Here is a 15,950-nt window from a genome sequence, read left to right as displayed (position 1 = left end):
GAGGAGTAATTATGAGTGTCCGCGTGAATGATTTATTAAAATTACCGTCTTTGCGAGAAGCAACGGTACTTTCTGGTAAAAACCAATTGGACACATCTGTTGCTTCTCTTTCTTTTTTAGAAGTCTCTGATATGTCTTTGTTTTCGGAAAAACTTCACAAAACAAATGAATACCATGCTGGCGAAATTTTGATTGGTTCATTTTGTGCCATTCGTCATGATGTGGTGAAGCAATGCGAAACGATTCGGCATCTCCATGAATTAGGCGAAGTAGGCCTAATCTTGTACTACGTTGGGATTATCGTACCGAAAGTTGCAGAGGAAGTGATTCAATTAGCGGATTCTTTAGGTTTCATTTTAATCCAAATGCCTAAAAATGATCCCACATTACGCTACAACGAAGTCATTTATGAAGTCATGAAATTGTTAGTCAATAAAAATAAAATGGCTTCTTTTGCAACGGACCTCTTGGAAAAAGTTTCCCTTTTGCCTGAACAAAACCGCAGTGTGGAAATGACCTTGAAAATCCTATCCGATTTTTTAAAAGTCAATATTGCGTTAACCACATATACCAATGAAATCATCAGCACCATCAATTGGCCGCGAAGCACGAAATTGCCCTTAACCAAGTTACTTTATCAATCACAAGAGAAAGTAGCGCTGGGAGAAACGACCTACTTCATTACCTCGCAAAAACTTCCTCAGAAAGATGGACAAACATTGAAGCTTTACTTCATTCGAGAAGAAGAGCAGTTAACCTCTTTTGAGATGAATCAAGCGGTGGAAGTTGTTCAGATGGCTCTGAATTTATGGGGGAAAAACTATGACGAAGTCAGTGAGTATGCCTTAGTCCAAGCAATCATTAACGATGAAAGTGATAAGATGTACCAATTAGCCAAAAAATTAATGATTGATATTTCTTCTGTCGAAACGATGTGGCTTTTGCCCATTTGGCAACAAGGACAAGAAATCCACGCTATTCAGCAAGATTTGAAAGATTTCCTACGTTACTATTACCAAACAACGATTGTCCAGCAAACAGAAAATTATCTGATTGTTCTCTTAGGTAATTATTTACACAAACAGCCTGAAGCCACGATTAGTAAAGAATACTTGCAAGCCACAGACTATCAGGATTATTTAGGTGAAATCATCCTTTGTCCGAAAGTTCGTAACACGACTGAAGTGCGTGTCAGCTACCAAACCGCTAATCAAGTCGCGCCGTTTTTAAAGCGTGTCTATCCACAAAGAAAAGTGTTATCAATCGCGGAAATTCGTACAGTTCAACAAATGATGACGTGTCTCCAAGCAGGAGAAGAAGCAATCCAACAACGCTTAGCAGTTATCCAACCTCTCTTAAAAGAATCAGAGCAGTTAATGACATTAGGAACGTTTTTACTAGATGCAAGTAGTGATTTTAATGAATGCGGCGAACGCCTATTTGTTCATAAAAATACGGTCAAATATCGTATCAGTAAAATTAATGAAGCGCTCGGCTATGATATGACTAACGCCGCCGAAGCCTATGAAGTCTATTTGGCGATGATCTTATATCGCTTGGTCACGAATGAATGAAAAAAGCAGACAGAGGTCGGGACAGAAGTGTTTAACTCCGAGAACCACGTAGGTACTGTTCAACACTCTCAAAGGCTCAAATACATCGAGTAATCGCAGATGTCATCTATTTGCTTTGCAAATAGTGTTTCTCAGCAATAAGAAGGAATTTCCGAAAATTGTCATAAAACACAACGAGGTACGAGTTGATGTTGCATGATACCTACCCGGTGTTCTTTAATTTTTGGAGACCAAGTAGGTATTGTTCATCATCGAATCACTACGTTCTTCGTGATTCTCAACAATTTCGGCTTATTGTTTTCTCGCCAAAGGCTCGTCACAGTTTTATCCTTGTAAGTTCCGAAGGACCTTCACCAAGTAGGTACGATGATTTCATCTGTTCGTGCTTCACAGTGAAACATCGCAACTCTTAGAGCTGTAGCTCTTTTGAAGGCTGTACTGTGACGAGACGCATGTCGAGAAAACATCTTAGAAGTTGTTGAGATCGAAGCAACGCGTAGTGTTGCCTCTGTTTCCGCCGTTTATCAATTTTTAAGCCTGGGACAAAAATCCAAAGTGATTTTTGTTCCAGGTTCTTGTCTATTTTTTATTTTAAGCCAAAACTTCCTCGATATTTTTTTTAATTTGAAAAAGACCTATGACTGATTTTTCGTTATAATTGAAAAAATAATTAAGGAGGAATGAGAATGAAATTAAAAAACGAGCAACAACAATCGTGGCTTAGCTTAGCATTTGTTTGGGCGGGCGCAATGATTAGCGTGCCAGGATTAATTATTGGAGGAACGTTAGTTGCAGGCATGCCTTTATGGGAAGCTTTGTTAACAGGATTTATTGGTTACGGTATTATTGTTATTTTAATGATTTTACAAGGAATTCAAAGTTCCGACTTACAAGAACCTTCTGTCAAAGTCGCTTCTCAAGTGTTTGGCATTCAAGGTTCGCAAAAGATCATTTCTATTATTCTAGCGATTGCTTGCTTAGGTTGGTTTGGTTTGCAAGCCAATGTCAGCGGCGGCGCCTTCACAAACTTTTTAAAAATTTACGGCATTGATTTACCTGTGTCGCTTTCTTCCTTAATCTGGGGAATTATCATGCTTATTTCGGCTCTTTATGGCATAAAAATATTGAAAATTCTGAATTATTTTGCGGTTCCTGTGTTAGTTCTGGTTTGTCTTTATGGCTTGGTGGCTTCGTTAAGAAACAACGGTTGGGCGGCTGTTAGTCAATATACCCCTCAAACAGCAGGAAGCTTTATGTCAGGTCTTTCAATGACTGTCGGTTCTTTTGCATTAGGCGCAGTAATTGCTGGAGATTACTCTCAATATGTTTCTTCTCGTAAAGATGTGGTCAAAGCGGCCACCTTAGGGATTTTACCGACAGGCTTGTTGATGATTGGCGTTGGTGCGGTCTTGACCATTGCATCGAACACCGCAGATATCACGGAAGTTTTTATGAATCTCGGTTTTCCAGTTTTAGGAATTATTGCGCTAATTTTAGCAACTTGGACCACGAATGCCGTGAATGCTTTTTCTGGCGGACTGGCCTTGATTAATGTCTTTGATATTCCAAAAGAAAAAGAAAAAGTCGCTGTCGGTGCGGCCGGCGCGATTGGAACCTTATTAGCAGTTGTGGGGATTTTAAATTACTTTACGCCGATTATGTCCGTCCTTTCTGCGATGGTGCCACCTGTGGCTGGTGTAATGATTGCTGCCTATTGGTTGATTAACAAAGGCGATCGAACCAAATGGCAGCCAACGCCTGGCGTGAATAAATTAGGTGTTTTTTCATGGCTAATTGGTGCTGCAGTGGGGGGCATTCCGGTGATTATGAGTTTCTTTCCCAATGCCCCTCAATTGCCTAACCAACCGCTAATTGGCATTGTTTTATCGTTTGTTATTTATTATTTCGGTGCAAAACGTCAACAGACGAACACCGAATCATTAGAAATGGAATGAAGAAGAGGAGTGTCGGAGAATGCGTTATTTAGATGCAGAAGCAATTGAGAATATAGCCACAGGAGCAGCGTTTTTAGGGACAGGAGGTGGCGGTGATCCCTATATTGGTAAAATGATGGCTTTGTCCGCCATCGAAGAAAACGGCCCTGTCAAACTGGTTTCTCCAGAAGAGATAGCTGCGGAGGATTTTTTCCTACCAGCCGCAATGATGGGTGCCCCATCTGTCGCAATTGAAAAATTTCCCAAAGGCGACGAATTCGTCCGTGTCTTTGAGAAGTTAGGAAAATATTTAGACCAAGAAACGATTGCGGGGACCTTTCCAATGGAAGCTGGGGGCGTCAATTCAATGATTCCAATTGTTGTTGCAGCGAAGCTAGGCATTCCCTTGGTGGATTGTGATGGTATGGGTCGGGCCTTTCCAGAATTGCCTATGGTAACGTTCCATTTGAATGGGATGTCAGCGACCCCTATGGCAATTACTGATGAAAAAGGAAATATTGGCATTATGGAAACGATTGATAATACTTGGACAGAACGTCTTGCTCGTGTTCAAACGGTTGAAATGGGCGCCAGTGCTTTAGTGAGCATTTATCCCGCGACAGGCAAACAATTACAAGACTATGGTATTCACAACATCGTGACATTATCAGAAGAAATTGGCAAAGTGATTCGAGGTACCTATGCAGATGAACAAGAAAAACGCCAAGCATTAGTAGAAGTTACGGATGGCTTTGAATTGTTCCAAGGAAAAATTCTAGATGTGGAACGAGAAGTAAAAGGTGGCTTCAATTTGGGACGTGTCAAATTGAGTGGCTTAAACAGTGATGCTGGTTCAGAAGCAGTCGTCCATTTTCAAAATGAAAATTTAATTGCCGAGAAAGATGGTCAGGTGATTGCGATGACGCCTGATTTGATTTGTATGGTAGATTTAGAAACTTTAACGCCTGTGACAACAGAAAGCTTGAAATACGGCAAACGTGTCCAAGTAATGGGCTTGAAAGCGAATGCCGCTTGGCGAACGAAAAAAGGTATCGAAACAGTGGGTCCTCGGTATTTCGGCTACGAAATGGATTATCAACCACTAGAAAACTTAGTAGCGAAGGAGGACAAATAAATGTATAAAATCGGTATCGATGTCGGCGGCACAAATACAGATGCTGTTATTTTAGATCATCAATTAAACTTGATTCATTCAGTGAAAGTTCCAACAACCGATGATATTCAAACAGGGATTGCCGGTGCCTTAAATAAAGTCTTGGCAGAATCAGCAGTGGACCCAACCAAAGTCACACATGCAATGTTGGGCACGACCCAATGTACGAATGCCATTGTTGAGCGAAAAAAATTAGCAAAAGTTGGGGTCCTTCGTTTGGGCTATCCAGCAACCGCTTCGGTCTTGCCTTACACAGCTTGGCCCAAGGATTTAGTGGCTACTCTTTCAGAAACGTATGCTTTAGCACATGGCGGCTACGAATATGATGGACAACCATTGACTGCACTGGACGAAGAAGAATTACGTGGGATTTTGGCGTCTTGGCGAGGAGAAGTAGAGGCAATCGCAGTAATTGGCGTTTTTTCTTCTTTAAAAAATGACCAAGAATTGTTTGTTCAAGCGCTTGCGAAGGAAGTGTTAGGGGCAGATGTTCCTGTATCTTGCTCCTCAATGATTGGGTCTGTCGGTTTAATTGAACGGGAAAATGCGACAATTTTGAATGCTGCGTTGCACAAAGTAATTAAAGTGACCAGCGAAGGCTTTGAACAAGCCTTAGAACAAGAAAAAATTCATCATGCCCAAGTGTACTTATGTCAAAATGATGGTACGTTAATGTCGTTAACGTATGCCAAACAGTTTCCTATTTTAACCATTGCTTGTGGACCAACCAATAGTATTCGTGGCGCTTCATACTTAGCTGGCTTGAAAGATGCGGTTGTTTTAGATGTTGGTGGCACAACGTCCGACATTGGCGTGTTAGTGGATGGCTTTCCAAGAGAATCTTCACTGGCCGTTGATGTTGGCGGGGTACGGACCAATTTTAGAATGCCAGATATCGTGTCAATTGGTGTCGGCGGTGGCAGTCTAGTGCGTGAACAACCAGATGGTTCTGTGACAGTTGGCCCCGACAGTGTCGGCTACCGTATTACACAAGAGGCCCTTGTTTTTGGCGGCACACAATTAACGACCACTGATATTGCGGTTCGCTTAGGCCATGCCCAAGTTGGTGATCCTAGCAAAGTGGCTCATTTAGACCAAGCGTTTGCGGAAAAAGTGTACCAAAAAATTGGCGAATTGGTCAGTGAAGCGATTGATCGCATGAAGACCAGTTCCGCAGACGTGACGGTCGTTTTAGTTGGTGGTGGGAGTATTATCATCCCCGAAGAATTGACAGGCGTTAAAGCGCTAATTCGCAACGAAAACGGAGCAGTGGCGAATGCCATCGGTGCCTCTATCGCTCAGATTAGCGGACAATACGAACAAATTTATGTTTATTCAAAAATCCAACGAGACGCGGCGTTGACTGATGCCCAAGAAAAAGCCGTCCAACAAGCTGAACTTGCGGGTGCAGTCCCTGGCACAATCGAGTTAGTCGAGGTGGAAGAAACACCACTCGCCTATCATCCAGAAAATGCAACCCGCTTACGAGTAAAAGTGGTTGGGAATATGTATTGAGGACCAGTGCAAAGCAAAAGTTATAAGAAGAGTTATTTGAAATATGAGGTCGGGCTAGGGCTGTCGATTGAAGTTTTATCCTGAAGAGTACAGAAGAAGCTATATCTGTCTCGCCGTTTATTTTAAAATTCAGAGTTAGGAAGGTAAGTCGAAATGACTTACCTTCCTAAGTTCATTTTTTTGTGTTGACATATTTTTTTAGAAAAGGCAAAATGTTAACATGGTATGTTGTTGGGGTGTTATGAAAAAAGGAGAGAAAATAATGAGTATTTTAAAAGAACATTTAAAAAGAAATTGTGATGCACGAATGGTTGGTGTTTTATCGTTAAGCATAAGAGAAGCATATCGCTACTTAATGGAGCTAACAGAAAGAGAATCTATTTTTCAACGAGCAGAAATGAAAAAAGTTTGGGGACACGTTCGGCATGGATTGGTTGATGTTGGTTTAAAACAAGTGTTAACTTCATCAGCAATCCCACATGAAATAGCTGACAAAGCTAGTAGTCGATATGTCAATGGCCATACGTACTTAATGATTGAAACCAAAGGCGCAATTTTAACGCCAGCGAAAGTTTTATCAGAAGCTTCAGTTCCTAAAAAGGCATTATTTAGAAATCGTGGGAGCTTATTAAATAAGCAGTATAATTTATTTGACAAACCAGAAGATTTAAATGAGTATTATGATGCCAATCAACCGCCATTCTTATTACTAACTTATGGCGGATCGAATCATCAATTACGTTTTGTTCGATTAGGGTTACCAGATATTGGAGTTGGTCGTTGGATTGACCAAATTGATATTACGCAGGCACCAGTTCTTTTAAAAAATCCAGAGGAAGTTCGTAAGGACCTACATTTGACTTTTACGTCAACCGCTGACGAACTGATAAGGAGAGGACTAGAAAATGAACGAGAGGTTGATTTTTAATCCAAAGCAATTAACTTCGGCTCGCATTGCACGAGGATTAACAATGAAAGAATTAGCCGAAAAAGCAGAGCTATCTAGGCAAATGATTTCGAATTACGAATCGGGAAAAACAATTCCTAAAGCAGATAGCATATTAAAACTAATTTCTGTTTTACAATTTCCCCGTAGTTTCTTTTCAGCAGATACATTTGAATTGTATTCAGGCGCAACTTTTTTTAGAAGCCGAAGTGCGGCAACGAAGAAAGTAAGAGATATGCAAAAAGAGCGGTTAAAATATGTGCAAGAAGTGTATAAAGTATTAGCAACATATGTGAACTTTCCCAAAGTTTGTTTACCAGAATTAATTGAAAAGAGTATTTATGAAATCACAGAAGAAGAAATTGTGAAAAAGGCTGAGGAATTACGGAAAATTTGGGGCTTAGACTTGATTTCGCCAGTCCCTAATCTCATTCAGTTGGCTGAACAAAATGGTGTGATTATTTCAGAAGCCAACATGTCCAATCCAACACTAGATGCGGTTTCGCGTTGGATGATTGGTCGGCCGTTTATTATGCTCACAGATAATCATGAATCTGCTGTCCGTCGTCGTTTTAACGTGGCGCATGAACTAGGACATATTTTATTACACAACGGTGTTGAAAGTATTCATGAGTATTCGCAAACAGAATTAAAGAACATTATTGAGTATCAAGCAAATCTATTTGCTGCGCATTTTCTCCTTCCTTCAGCGGCTTTTTCTGATTCGCTCTTGTCTATTTCGTTAGAATACTATATTGATTTGAAAAAGTATTGGAAAGTTTCTCTTCAATCAATGATTCAAAAAACATACACATTAGCGTTAATTAATGATGATCAACGTCTCTATTTAAATAAAAGAATTGCTAAAAATAAATGGAAAACGAAAGAGCCTTACGATGAACAACTGACTATCGAACAGCCAGAAGTTTTCCAAAAAGTTTACCACATGATTTTAGAGCACCAAGTCATTCCTGCAAGTCAACTAAATCAAGCTTTTAAATTACCTAAAGAAGAAATAGAAAAGATATTAGGAACAGCTATTCAAACGGAGCAGGACAAAACAGAAATTGTTCTTGAATTATTACGTTCTAACGAGTAATCAAAAAGAAAGAGGAATAACTATGGCTAAATTATTCGCCTACCAAATTGGTCAAAACCCTCGTATTCAAACGGACCTTTTGGTAGATCCTCAGCTGTTTGAAGATGAGCATGGCTGTATGGGTGCAGTGGGCTTCGGGTTAGCAGATTGTGTTCAAACCGGAATGTTTACAGATATTGAAGTGATAAAACGGTATCTTCACGAAGCAACCTACGTTTTTATTAATGGTGACTTTGACCGACTAAGTTATTTAGAAATTGGGATTGCACTTTCCTTAGGCAAAACACTTTACGTCATTACAATGAACCCAAACGTAACGAAAGAAGATTTAGGAATTCCCTTCGACAATGCTACGATTGAATTCCTTTCCCCCAGTGCTTTTACGGAACGAATCCATGAAACAGAAGCAGCAGAAAACTAAACAAAAGTAAGTAATACGACTGTCTTTTTTTGCTATTTTTTGCGATAATAAGGGAGAAAGTTCAAATTGAAAGGGAGCCAGAATAAATGAAAACCTATGATTATATTGTTATTGGTGGCGGTAGTGGCGGGATTGCTTCTGCTAACCGCGCAGGAATGCACGGAGCTAACGTCCTTTTAATTGAGGGCAACGAAATTGGTGGGACCTGTGTCAACGTTGGTTGTGTGCCTAAAAAAGTCATGTGGCAAGCCAGCAGCATGATGGAAATGATGGAAAGAGACACAGCAGGCTACGGGTTTGATGTTGAAATCAAAAATTTTAGCTTTAAACAATTAGTTGAAAATCGTGAAAAATATATTGACTTCTTACATGGTGCGTATAATCGTGGTTTAGACAGTAACAACATTGAACGTATCCATGGTTACGCTACGTTTACTGGGGAGCAAACAATTGAAGTCAATGGGACAGAATATACGGCGCCGCACATTTTAATCGCGACAGGTGGTCGTCCGAAAAAACTAGGTATTCCAGGAGAAGAATATGCCTTAGATTCAAACGGCTTCTTTGCGTTAGAAGAAATGCCAAAACGTGTGGTCTTTGTCGGTGCGGGTTACATCGCAGCCGAATTAGCAGGAACCTTACATGGCTTAGGCGCAGAAACACATTGGGCCTTCCGTCATGAACGACCATTACGAAGCTTTGATGACATGCTTTCTGAAAAAGTCGTAGAACGCTATCAAGAAATGGGCATGCAAATTCATCCGAATGCAACACCAGCTAAAATTGAAAAAACGGCGCAGAATGAGTACGTTATTACATTTGAAAATGGTGAATCAATCACGACAGATGCCGTGATTTTCGGGACAGGCCGTCAGCCGAACACGGATCAATTAGGCTTAGAAAATACGAAAGTAGCCCTTGATGAAAAAGGCTACGTCAAAGTAGATAAATTCCAAAATACCACGCAAAATGGCATCTACGCAGTCGGCGATGTCATTGGTAAAATCGACTTAACGCCAGTCGCGATTGCCGCTGGTCGGCGCCTGTCTGAACGCTTATTTAACGGACAAACCGATTTATATCTGGATTATAACTTGGTGCCAACGGTGGTCTTTACCCATCCACCAGTTGCGACAATTGGCTTGACGGAAAAAGCAGCGCTTGAAGAATATGGTGAAGACCAAGTGAAAATCTATCGCTCTAGCTTTACACCAATGTATTTTGCTTTAGGAGAATACCGTCAAAAATGCGACATGAAATTAATCTGTGTCGGCAAAGAAGAAAAAATTGTCGGTTTGCATGGCATCGGCATCGGTGTTGACGAAATGCTACAAGGCTTTGCAGTCGCTATTAAAATGGGCGCGACCAAAGCTGATTTTGATAATACTGTTGCGATTCATCCAACAGGCTCAGAAGAATTTGTAACAATGCGATAAAAGGCGAATAAACCCCAAAAAAGAGCGTTGCTGATGCAACGCTCTTTTTTGAATACACGAGTTATACTATTTGATTCGTAAAAAGTAATTTTTTATATCATACCAATAACCACTTTTCCATCTTTTAACTACTGACTTTTCCAAGAAATATGCTATGATTAAAAAAATCAGCAAAACAGAGGGTAGGGAGTTAGAGGATGGATAAAATTAGAATCAACAACTTGAAATTTTTCACAAAAAATGGTGTTTTGGCAGAAGAAAAACGTCTAGGACAGCAAGTAGAAATCGACCTTGAAATGCAGTTGTCGTTAGCTGAGGCAGGGCGAACAGATGATGTCACTCAAACTGTCAATTATGCCGAAGTGAATGAATTGATTGCCCAACGAGTAAACAATCACTCGTACGATTTAATCGAAGGTTTAGCGAGTGCTATTTTAGATGATATTTCCGCAGATTATCAAGAACAATTGAACAAAATTATCATTAAAATTAGAAAATATAGTGTGCCGATGCCCGGGCTTTTTGACAATATTGAAATTGAAATGGAGCGAGAAGTATAGATGATTGGCTATGTAGCATTAGGTAGTAACGTCGGCGATCCATACGCAAATTTAGTGAAAGCCCGCAATTATTTAAACGAAGACCCGCAGATTCAGGTCGTGGCTTCTTCAAAACTTTATGAAACGGATCCTTACGGCTATACAGACCAAGATGATTTTTTGAACGCCGTATTGAAGATTGATACTAGCTATACCGCTGAAGAGTTATTGGCTGTTACCCAAGGGATTGAGCAAGCAATGAAACGTAAAAAATTAATTCACTGGGGTCCGCGGATTATTGATATTGATATTTTATTATTAGGGGGGCAGTCAGTCACGTTGCCCCACTTACAAGTTCCTCATCAAGAATTAACAAAACGGTCATTTGTTTTGATTCCCTTAAGTGATGTTTACGCAGAGGAACAACTATTGGGCGCGCCAATAGCTACGTGGATTCAGCGCAGTGGCAATCAAGAAGAAGTGCGAGTAAGCGAAAAGGAATGGTAGAGATGGAGCAGGAAAAACAAGCGCAAATTGAGCAGGCAGTTACCACAATCTTAGAAGCAGTGGGGGAAGATACTCAACGGGCAGGACTCATTGATACACCCAAACGCGTAGCTAAAATGTATGCAGAAGTTTTTAGTGGATTAACCGAACCTGAATTTGACGATTATAAATTATTTGATAGCTTAAATGAAGGCGAAATGGTTCTAGTAAAAGATATTGCCTTTTATTCAATGTGTGAACACCATTTATTGCCATTTTATGGAAAAGTACATGTCGCTTATCTGCCAGAAGGTGGCAAAGTATTGGGACTAAGCAAGTTACCAAGATTAGTAGAACATTGTGCCAAACGTCCCACAGTTCAAGAAGATTTAACAGTGACAATTGCCCGCAAACTCCAAGAAAATATTCCCGTCAAAGGCATTGCAGTAGCCATTGAAGCGGAACATATGTGTATGACGATGCGCGGCGTGAAAACACCACAAAGTAGCACCAAAACATTTCAATTTACCGGACTATTTAAAGAACAAGAGTGGAAAAATCAATTTTTAATGGAGATACGTTAGAAAATGGAAATCATTGTTGGCACGAATAACCAAGGTAAGTTAAAAGAAATGCAATCAGGACTTAAGGACCCCGCTATTCGACTTGTCTCTTATCGAAAGTATACAACCAGTCAAGAACAACCTGCAGAAACTGGCACTACGTATGCTGAAAATGCTTATCTAAAAGCTCGCTTTTTCCAACAATTAATTGGCCGCCCAGTGTTAGGTGATGATGGCGGCTTAACGTTAACTGCTTTTCCTGATTTATTAGGTATTCATACAAGCCGCTTTTTCCATTCAGCCAATCCGGAAGAACAGAACCGCGAACTGTTGCACTTATTTGAAGGGCAACAGTCGACCCGAGAGTTAACCTTATCAGCCACGTTGGTCTATGTACTCAATGACGACAAACTGTTGCAAACGGAAGCCACTTTGACTGGTGAATTAGTTGAACCGCGCGGTACAGGCGGTTATGGCTTTGATCCGATTATTTATTTACCAGACCGAGGCAAAACCTTAGCGGAGTTGTCCACGAGTGAACGAATGAAGATAAGTCCTAGAATACGGGCTTTACGAAAGATGATTCAGCAGATAAAGGAGCAATGTGACAATGATTGATTTAAAAAAGAATTACCAAATTATGGGGATTGTCAACACGACCCCCGACTCTTTTTCTGATGGCGGTAGCTACACAACGGTCGACGTGGCCTATCAACATGCGCTTCATTTACTAGAAGCGGGGGCCGATATTTTAGACATTGGCGGCCAATCCACACGTCCTGGCTACGAAGAAGTTTCTCCACAAGTTGAGGCAGACCGAGTATTACCGTTAATAAAAAAAATACGTGAGACTTCTCTAGCGCCGATTTCTGTGGACACCTACTATCCCGAAGTAGCGGAAGCCGCGATCCAAGCTGGCGCCACAATGATTAATGACATCAAAGGATTAGACACTCCGGGGATGGCAGAAGTCCTCGCGCAATATCCTGAAATCCAAGTTGTGATTATGCATTCTAGAAAACGCCAATCTCTTTCTTTAAAAGAAGAGTTACACCAATTTTATACAGAAAAAATTGAACAATGCCAAAAATACGGCCTTTCCTTAGAAAAAATTTGTTTCGATCCAGGGATCGGCTTTCATAAAACTGTCGCAGAAAACCTTCAACTGTTAAAAGATCCTAACGCCTTTCGCTACCAAGATTATCCGTTACTATACGGCGTTTCTCGCAAACGAACCATTGGCGCTTTAACGAACGAACCAGAACCAGCCAACCGTGATTTTGGTTCAGCCGCTGCTTCCTTGTATGCAGCACAACAAGGCGTAGAAATTTTACGTGTTCATAATGTCCAAGGCTTAAAACAAACATTTGATGTCTGGCGAGCATTGTCGGAGAAGGAGTAAAGGTAGACCAATAGACTAAACAGACCGACCATCTTTTTTGATGGTCGGTCTGTTTAGTCTATTGCTAAAATCAGTAATAAAAAATAAACCTGTCATAACTTTTACCGAAGGTTGATTATAATTAAAGATGACGTCTTAAACGTTCGCAACCTAATAAACGGCAGAAACAGAACCAACGCCTTCGGAACTAATTGGTTCTGTCCTGACCTCTTCAGGTTTATCGTGTTTATTATGCTAAGTTGAAACGGGAAAGTCGATTGCTAAATAAGCTTTCGTTTTTTAGGTATTTTTAAGAAATATTTTAGAGTAGATACAGCATAGAAATTCTATTACAATTGTCTTTGGATCTTCAAATAATATCAATTGTTATTTAATATTTATTTTATTTTTTACAAGTAAAAGTAAGGAGGTTGTAATCTCAATTGAAAAAACATAACTATTTATTGATTTTATTGTGGATAGTTGGAGGAATCTTTTTAGGAGTTGAAAAAGTAGAGGCTGCTCCTAGACCATTAACAGAACTGGGCTATTTCCATTGGGCAAATCAATCGATTACACCAGCGGCAAACACATTTATTATGCATTACGGCGAAAATACATCCGTCGAACCAATTGAAGGCGAAGTGTATTCAAACTACATGGCAGTTAGTCGAACGACAAATAAAAGTAAAGCATTAGTAAAAAATGTGGGGTTCTATGAAGGAAAAGCAGTTAATTTATTAGTTACATTACAACGGAATAAAAGTAATTTGGATGGAGGATCAATTAGTTTTACTGAAAGCTATTTTTTAGGAATTACGATTAAAGGCGAAATGCTGGTTACCTATGATTTTGTTGATAATTATGGTCAGCCCTTAACGATAAAAACAGCATTTAATTACTATGGGTTAAATTCAAACAAATATGTTGGCTATAAAAACCCTGGAACGATAATTGATGCCTTATATGCGGAAAATCCTACACATATTCTTTACGATACGTGGGATGGCGGAGACGATGATTATTGGTTATATCTAAAAAACGTTACTGCAGGGGTACCTTGGCGGGACCCTCGCCAGCGTTTTGAAATGACGACCAAAAGTATTTCTACTGTTACGTTTGTAGTCCACAACAATGACACAACGCCGTCATCCATTGTTTACTTTACGGATTTTTTGGCAAAACCAGAATTTCCACCAGCCTACGCAATGGATACTTATTTTGAAAATGCAGAGACGGCTGTTTGTTTAAATGTGCAACAGACCATTCCCAATATTGATCAGTGGACAAAACCTAGTCAAATGGTTGTAAACGTTAACCTGAACCAAGTAAATCAAACAAAGCAATATCAATTTGACAAAGTCTTAGTTACAGACTTTAAAGGAGAAGATTTAACGGATTTATTTACTAGCCAAACAGATGGTGAAAATGTCCAAATTATGACAAAAAATCTGTCAGATAGTCGTCTCTACGATACCGTATTACAATATAAAGTTTACTTGAAATGGCAAGGGACTCAAAATCCAGTCGATACGGCGCTCATTTCAAATGGAAAATTAGACTTGCCGTTTAGTGCAAGAACTCTTTTAGATGGAGAAAATTTAGAGGAAACGACTGCTACATCCAGTGTGAATTATGTGGGGAAAGCAACGGCTGTGTTTTTAAATGAACAAGATAATGCTATTCATGAACCAGTCACAAAAGAAGGGATTTTAACCACGCCTTTTGACTTGTCTAATCAGTATCCCAAAATAGCTGGCTATGAACCAATTAAGACCCAACAAGATCAAGGAATGTTTCTTCCAGAGGAGCAAACAATTATTCATCGTTATCGTGAAAAGAAGTTATTACAATTCAAATTGATGGATGAAGAAAATCCGCTATTGGTCTCACGTTTTACAAATCAGCGAGAAGTTACTTTTTCATTTTCTCATGATCCATCAACCAATATAACTTTAATAGCGAAGTGTGGCACGGAAGAAAAAGAATTAAAAAAATATGTAGATGCGCCAGAATCGGTTGTTGATAAAGTTACGTATACTTTTCCTGAACATTGGTTGAATCGAGAGGTTTTCTTTTATATAAAAGATAAGAACAATCAAGAGTCAGAAAAAGACAGTCGGACTCTTCAAAAAGAAGCTGGGCCCAAGCTCATTTTACCTGATACAATTAATTTTGGTGTGAATGAAATTCCCGCAACAGAGACAATGATTTCTTCTATTACAAATAAAGAAATCCGCATTGAAGATACAAGCAAACTTGATAAAAGTCGGTGGACAATTAAAGTAAAAGAAGAACAACCGTTAAAGAACGAAAGCGGTGAGTTACTCGACAAAAGAATAAGTTATGGTGAGAAGAATCAGCGTGTTCTAATTAATGCAGATAGCCAACCTATTTTGCAAGGAAGCGGCAACGCTACCGCTAATTTGACCAAACAACTTCAGTTGACGATTTTTCCTTCTGATCCAGTCGGAAGGTATAGTGGAGTATTGCGATGGTCTCTGGAAGATGCGCCAGAATAAAACCTTTGTTTAATAAGAAAAAAGTGTCCAAAGATCTATTAATAGATAATTGGACACTTTTTTATAGATCTCTCTGGGGCTCCTACTTTTTTAAAGAGAGCGCCTTCTAACAAAGTACAAATGTGTTATACTACACAAGTAGGAAGTTTATGACGGTGGCAATTTCTCAAAAAAGGGGGACTGCCAATGTTTTTGCTTGTTTGCTCTTTCCCTAGAAAGGAATAGCAGTGACTGTCTTTGAAGCATTGATGCTTGCGATTGCTTTCGCAACATTAATTGTCAAAATCAGTAATAAAAACGACAAAAAATAAACCCGTCATAACCTTTAGCGAAGATTGACGGGTTTATTTCCGTATTAAA

15 protein-coding genes are annotated in these 15,950 nt (G+C 39.7%); all 15 read left to right on the top strand.

Annotated elements, in window-relative coordinates; all coding sequences use genetic code 11:
• Positions 1-11 precede the first annotated feature (11 nt).
• Positions 12-1,574, top strand: coding sequence for a PucR family transcriptional regulator (locus tag IGL32_RS12820; protein ID WP_002387602.1), 1,563 nt, complete (start codon positions 12-14; stop codon positions 1,572-1,574).
• 465 nt (positions 1,575-2,039) lie between these two features.
• Positions 2,040-2,219 carry a hypothetical protein gene (locus IGL32_RS12815; protein WP_223302471.1) on the top strand — a complete coding sequence of 60 codons (180 nt, stop codon included), beginning with the start codon at positions 2,040-2,042 and terminating at the stop codon, positions 2,217-2,219.
• A gap of 35 nt (positions 2,220-2,254) precedes the next feature.
• Positions 2,255-3,529: a cytosine permease gene (locus tag IGL32_RS12810; protein ID WP_002381011.1), complete on the top strand. Its 1,275-nt coding sequence runs from the start codon at positions 2,255-2,257 to the stop codon at positions 3,527-3,529.
• Between the two features lie 19 nt (positions 3,530-3,548).
• Positions 3,549-4,643: a DUF917 domain-containing protein gene (locus tag IGL32_RS12805; protein WP_002354727.1), complete on the top strand. Its 1,095-nt coding sequence runs from the start codon at positions 3,549-3,551 to the stop codon at positions 4,641-4,643.
• Entirely contained in the window at positions 4,644-6,197 is a 1,554-nt protein-coding gene (locus IGL32_RS12800; RefSeq protein WP_002360919.1) for a hydantoinase/oxoprolinase N-terminal domain-containing protein, read from the top strand.
• 262 nt (positions 6,198-6,459) lie between these two features.
• Positions 6,460-7,125, top strand: coding sequence for a hypothetical protein (locus tag IGL32_RS12795; RefSeq protein ID WP_002354729.1), 666 nt, complete (start codon positions 6,460-6,462; stop codon positions 7,123-7,125).
• Positions 7,103-8,242, top strand: a complete 1,140-nt coding sequence (locus tag IGL32_RS12790; protein ID WP_002370166.1) for a helix-turn-helix domain-containing protein — start codon at positions 7,103-7,105, stop codon at positions 8,240-8,242. The genes IGL32_RS12795 and IGL32_RS12790 overlap by 23 nt, the downstream gene beginning before the upstream one ends.
• Positions 8,243-8,264: 22 nt before the next feature.
• Entirely contained in the window at positions 8,265-8,663 is a 399-nt protein-coding gene (locus tag IGL32_RS12785; RefSeq protein ID WP_002358946.1) for a hypothetical protein, read from the top strand.
• 86 nt (positions 8,664-8,749) lie between these two features.
• Positions 8,750-10,099, top strand: a complete 1,350-nt coding sequence (gor, locus tag IGL32_RS12780) for a glutathione-disulfide reductase (RefSeq protein WP_002354732.1) — start codon at positions 8,750-8,752, stop codon at positions 10,097-10,099.
• 197 nt (positions 10,100-10,296) lie between these two features.
• Complete coding sequence (gene folB, locus IGL32_RS12775; RefSeq protein ID WP_002354733.1) at positions 10,297-10,659, top strand: dihydroneopterin aldolase; 363 nt, start codon at positions 10,297-10,299, stop codon at positions 10,657-10,659.
• Positions 10,660-11,145, top strand: a complete 486-nt coding sequence (gene folK / locus IGL32_RS12770; protein WP_002354734.1) for a 2-amino-4-hydroxy-6-hydroxymethyldihydropteridine diphosphokinase — start codon at positions 10,660-10,662, stop codon at positions 11,143-11,145.
• Positions 11,139-11,708 (top strand): GTP cyclohydrolase I FolE, encoded by a 570-nt coding sequence (gene folE / locus IGL32_RS12765; protein ID WP_002383148.1) that lies wholly within the window; start codon positions 11,139-11,141, stop codon positions 11,706-11,708. The genes folK and folE overlap by 7 nt, the downstream gene beginning before the upstream one ends.
• Before the next feature lie 3 nt (positions 11,709-11,711).
• On the top strand, positions 11,712-12,305 hold the full coding sequence (locus IGL32_RS12760) for a non-canonical purine NTP pyrophosphatase (protein ID WP_002379022.1): 594 nt from the start codon (positions 11,712-11,714) through the stop codon (positions 12,303-12,305).
• Positions 12,298-13,089, top strand: a complete 792-nt coding sequence (gene folP, locus IGL32_RS12755; protein WP_002386219.1) for a dihydropteroate synthase — start codon at positions 12,298-12,300, stop codon at positions 13,087-13,089. The genes IGL32_RS12760 and folP overlap by 8 nt, the downstream gene beginning before the upstream one ends.
• Before the next feature lie 452 nt (positions 13,090-13,541).
• Positions 13,542-15,590 (top strand): hypothetical protein, encoded by a 2,049-nt coding sequence (locus IGL32_RS12750; RefSeq protein WP_104866497.1) that lies wholly within the window; start codon positions 13,542-13,544, stop codon positions 15,588-15,590.
• The last annotated feature ends 360 nt before the right edge of the window (positions 15,591-15,950 follow it).

This window comes from Enterococcus sp. AZ035 (assembly GCF_050548325.1).
Taxonomy (GTDB): domain Bacteria; phylum Bacillota; class Bacilli; order Lactobacillales; family Enterococcaceae; genus Enterococcus; species Enterococcus faecalis.
The sequence above is the reverse complement of the archived record's forward strand: the minus strand, read 5'-3'. Positions and strand labels throughout refer to the sequence as shown.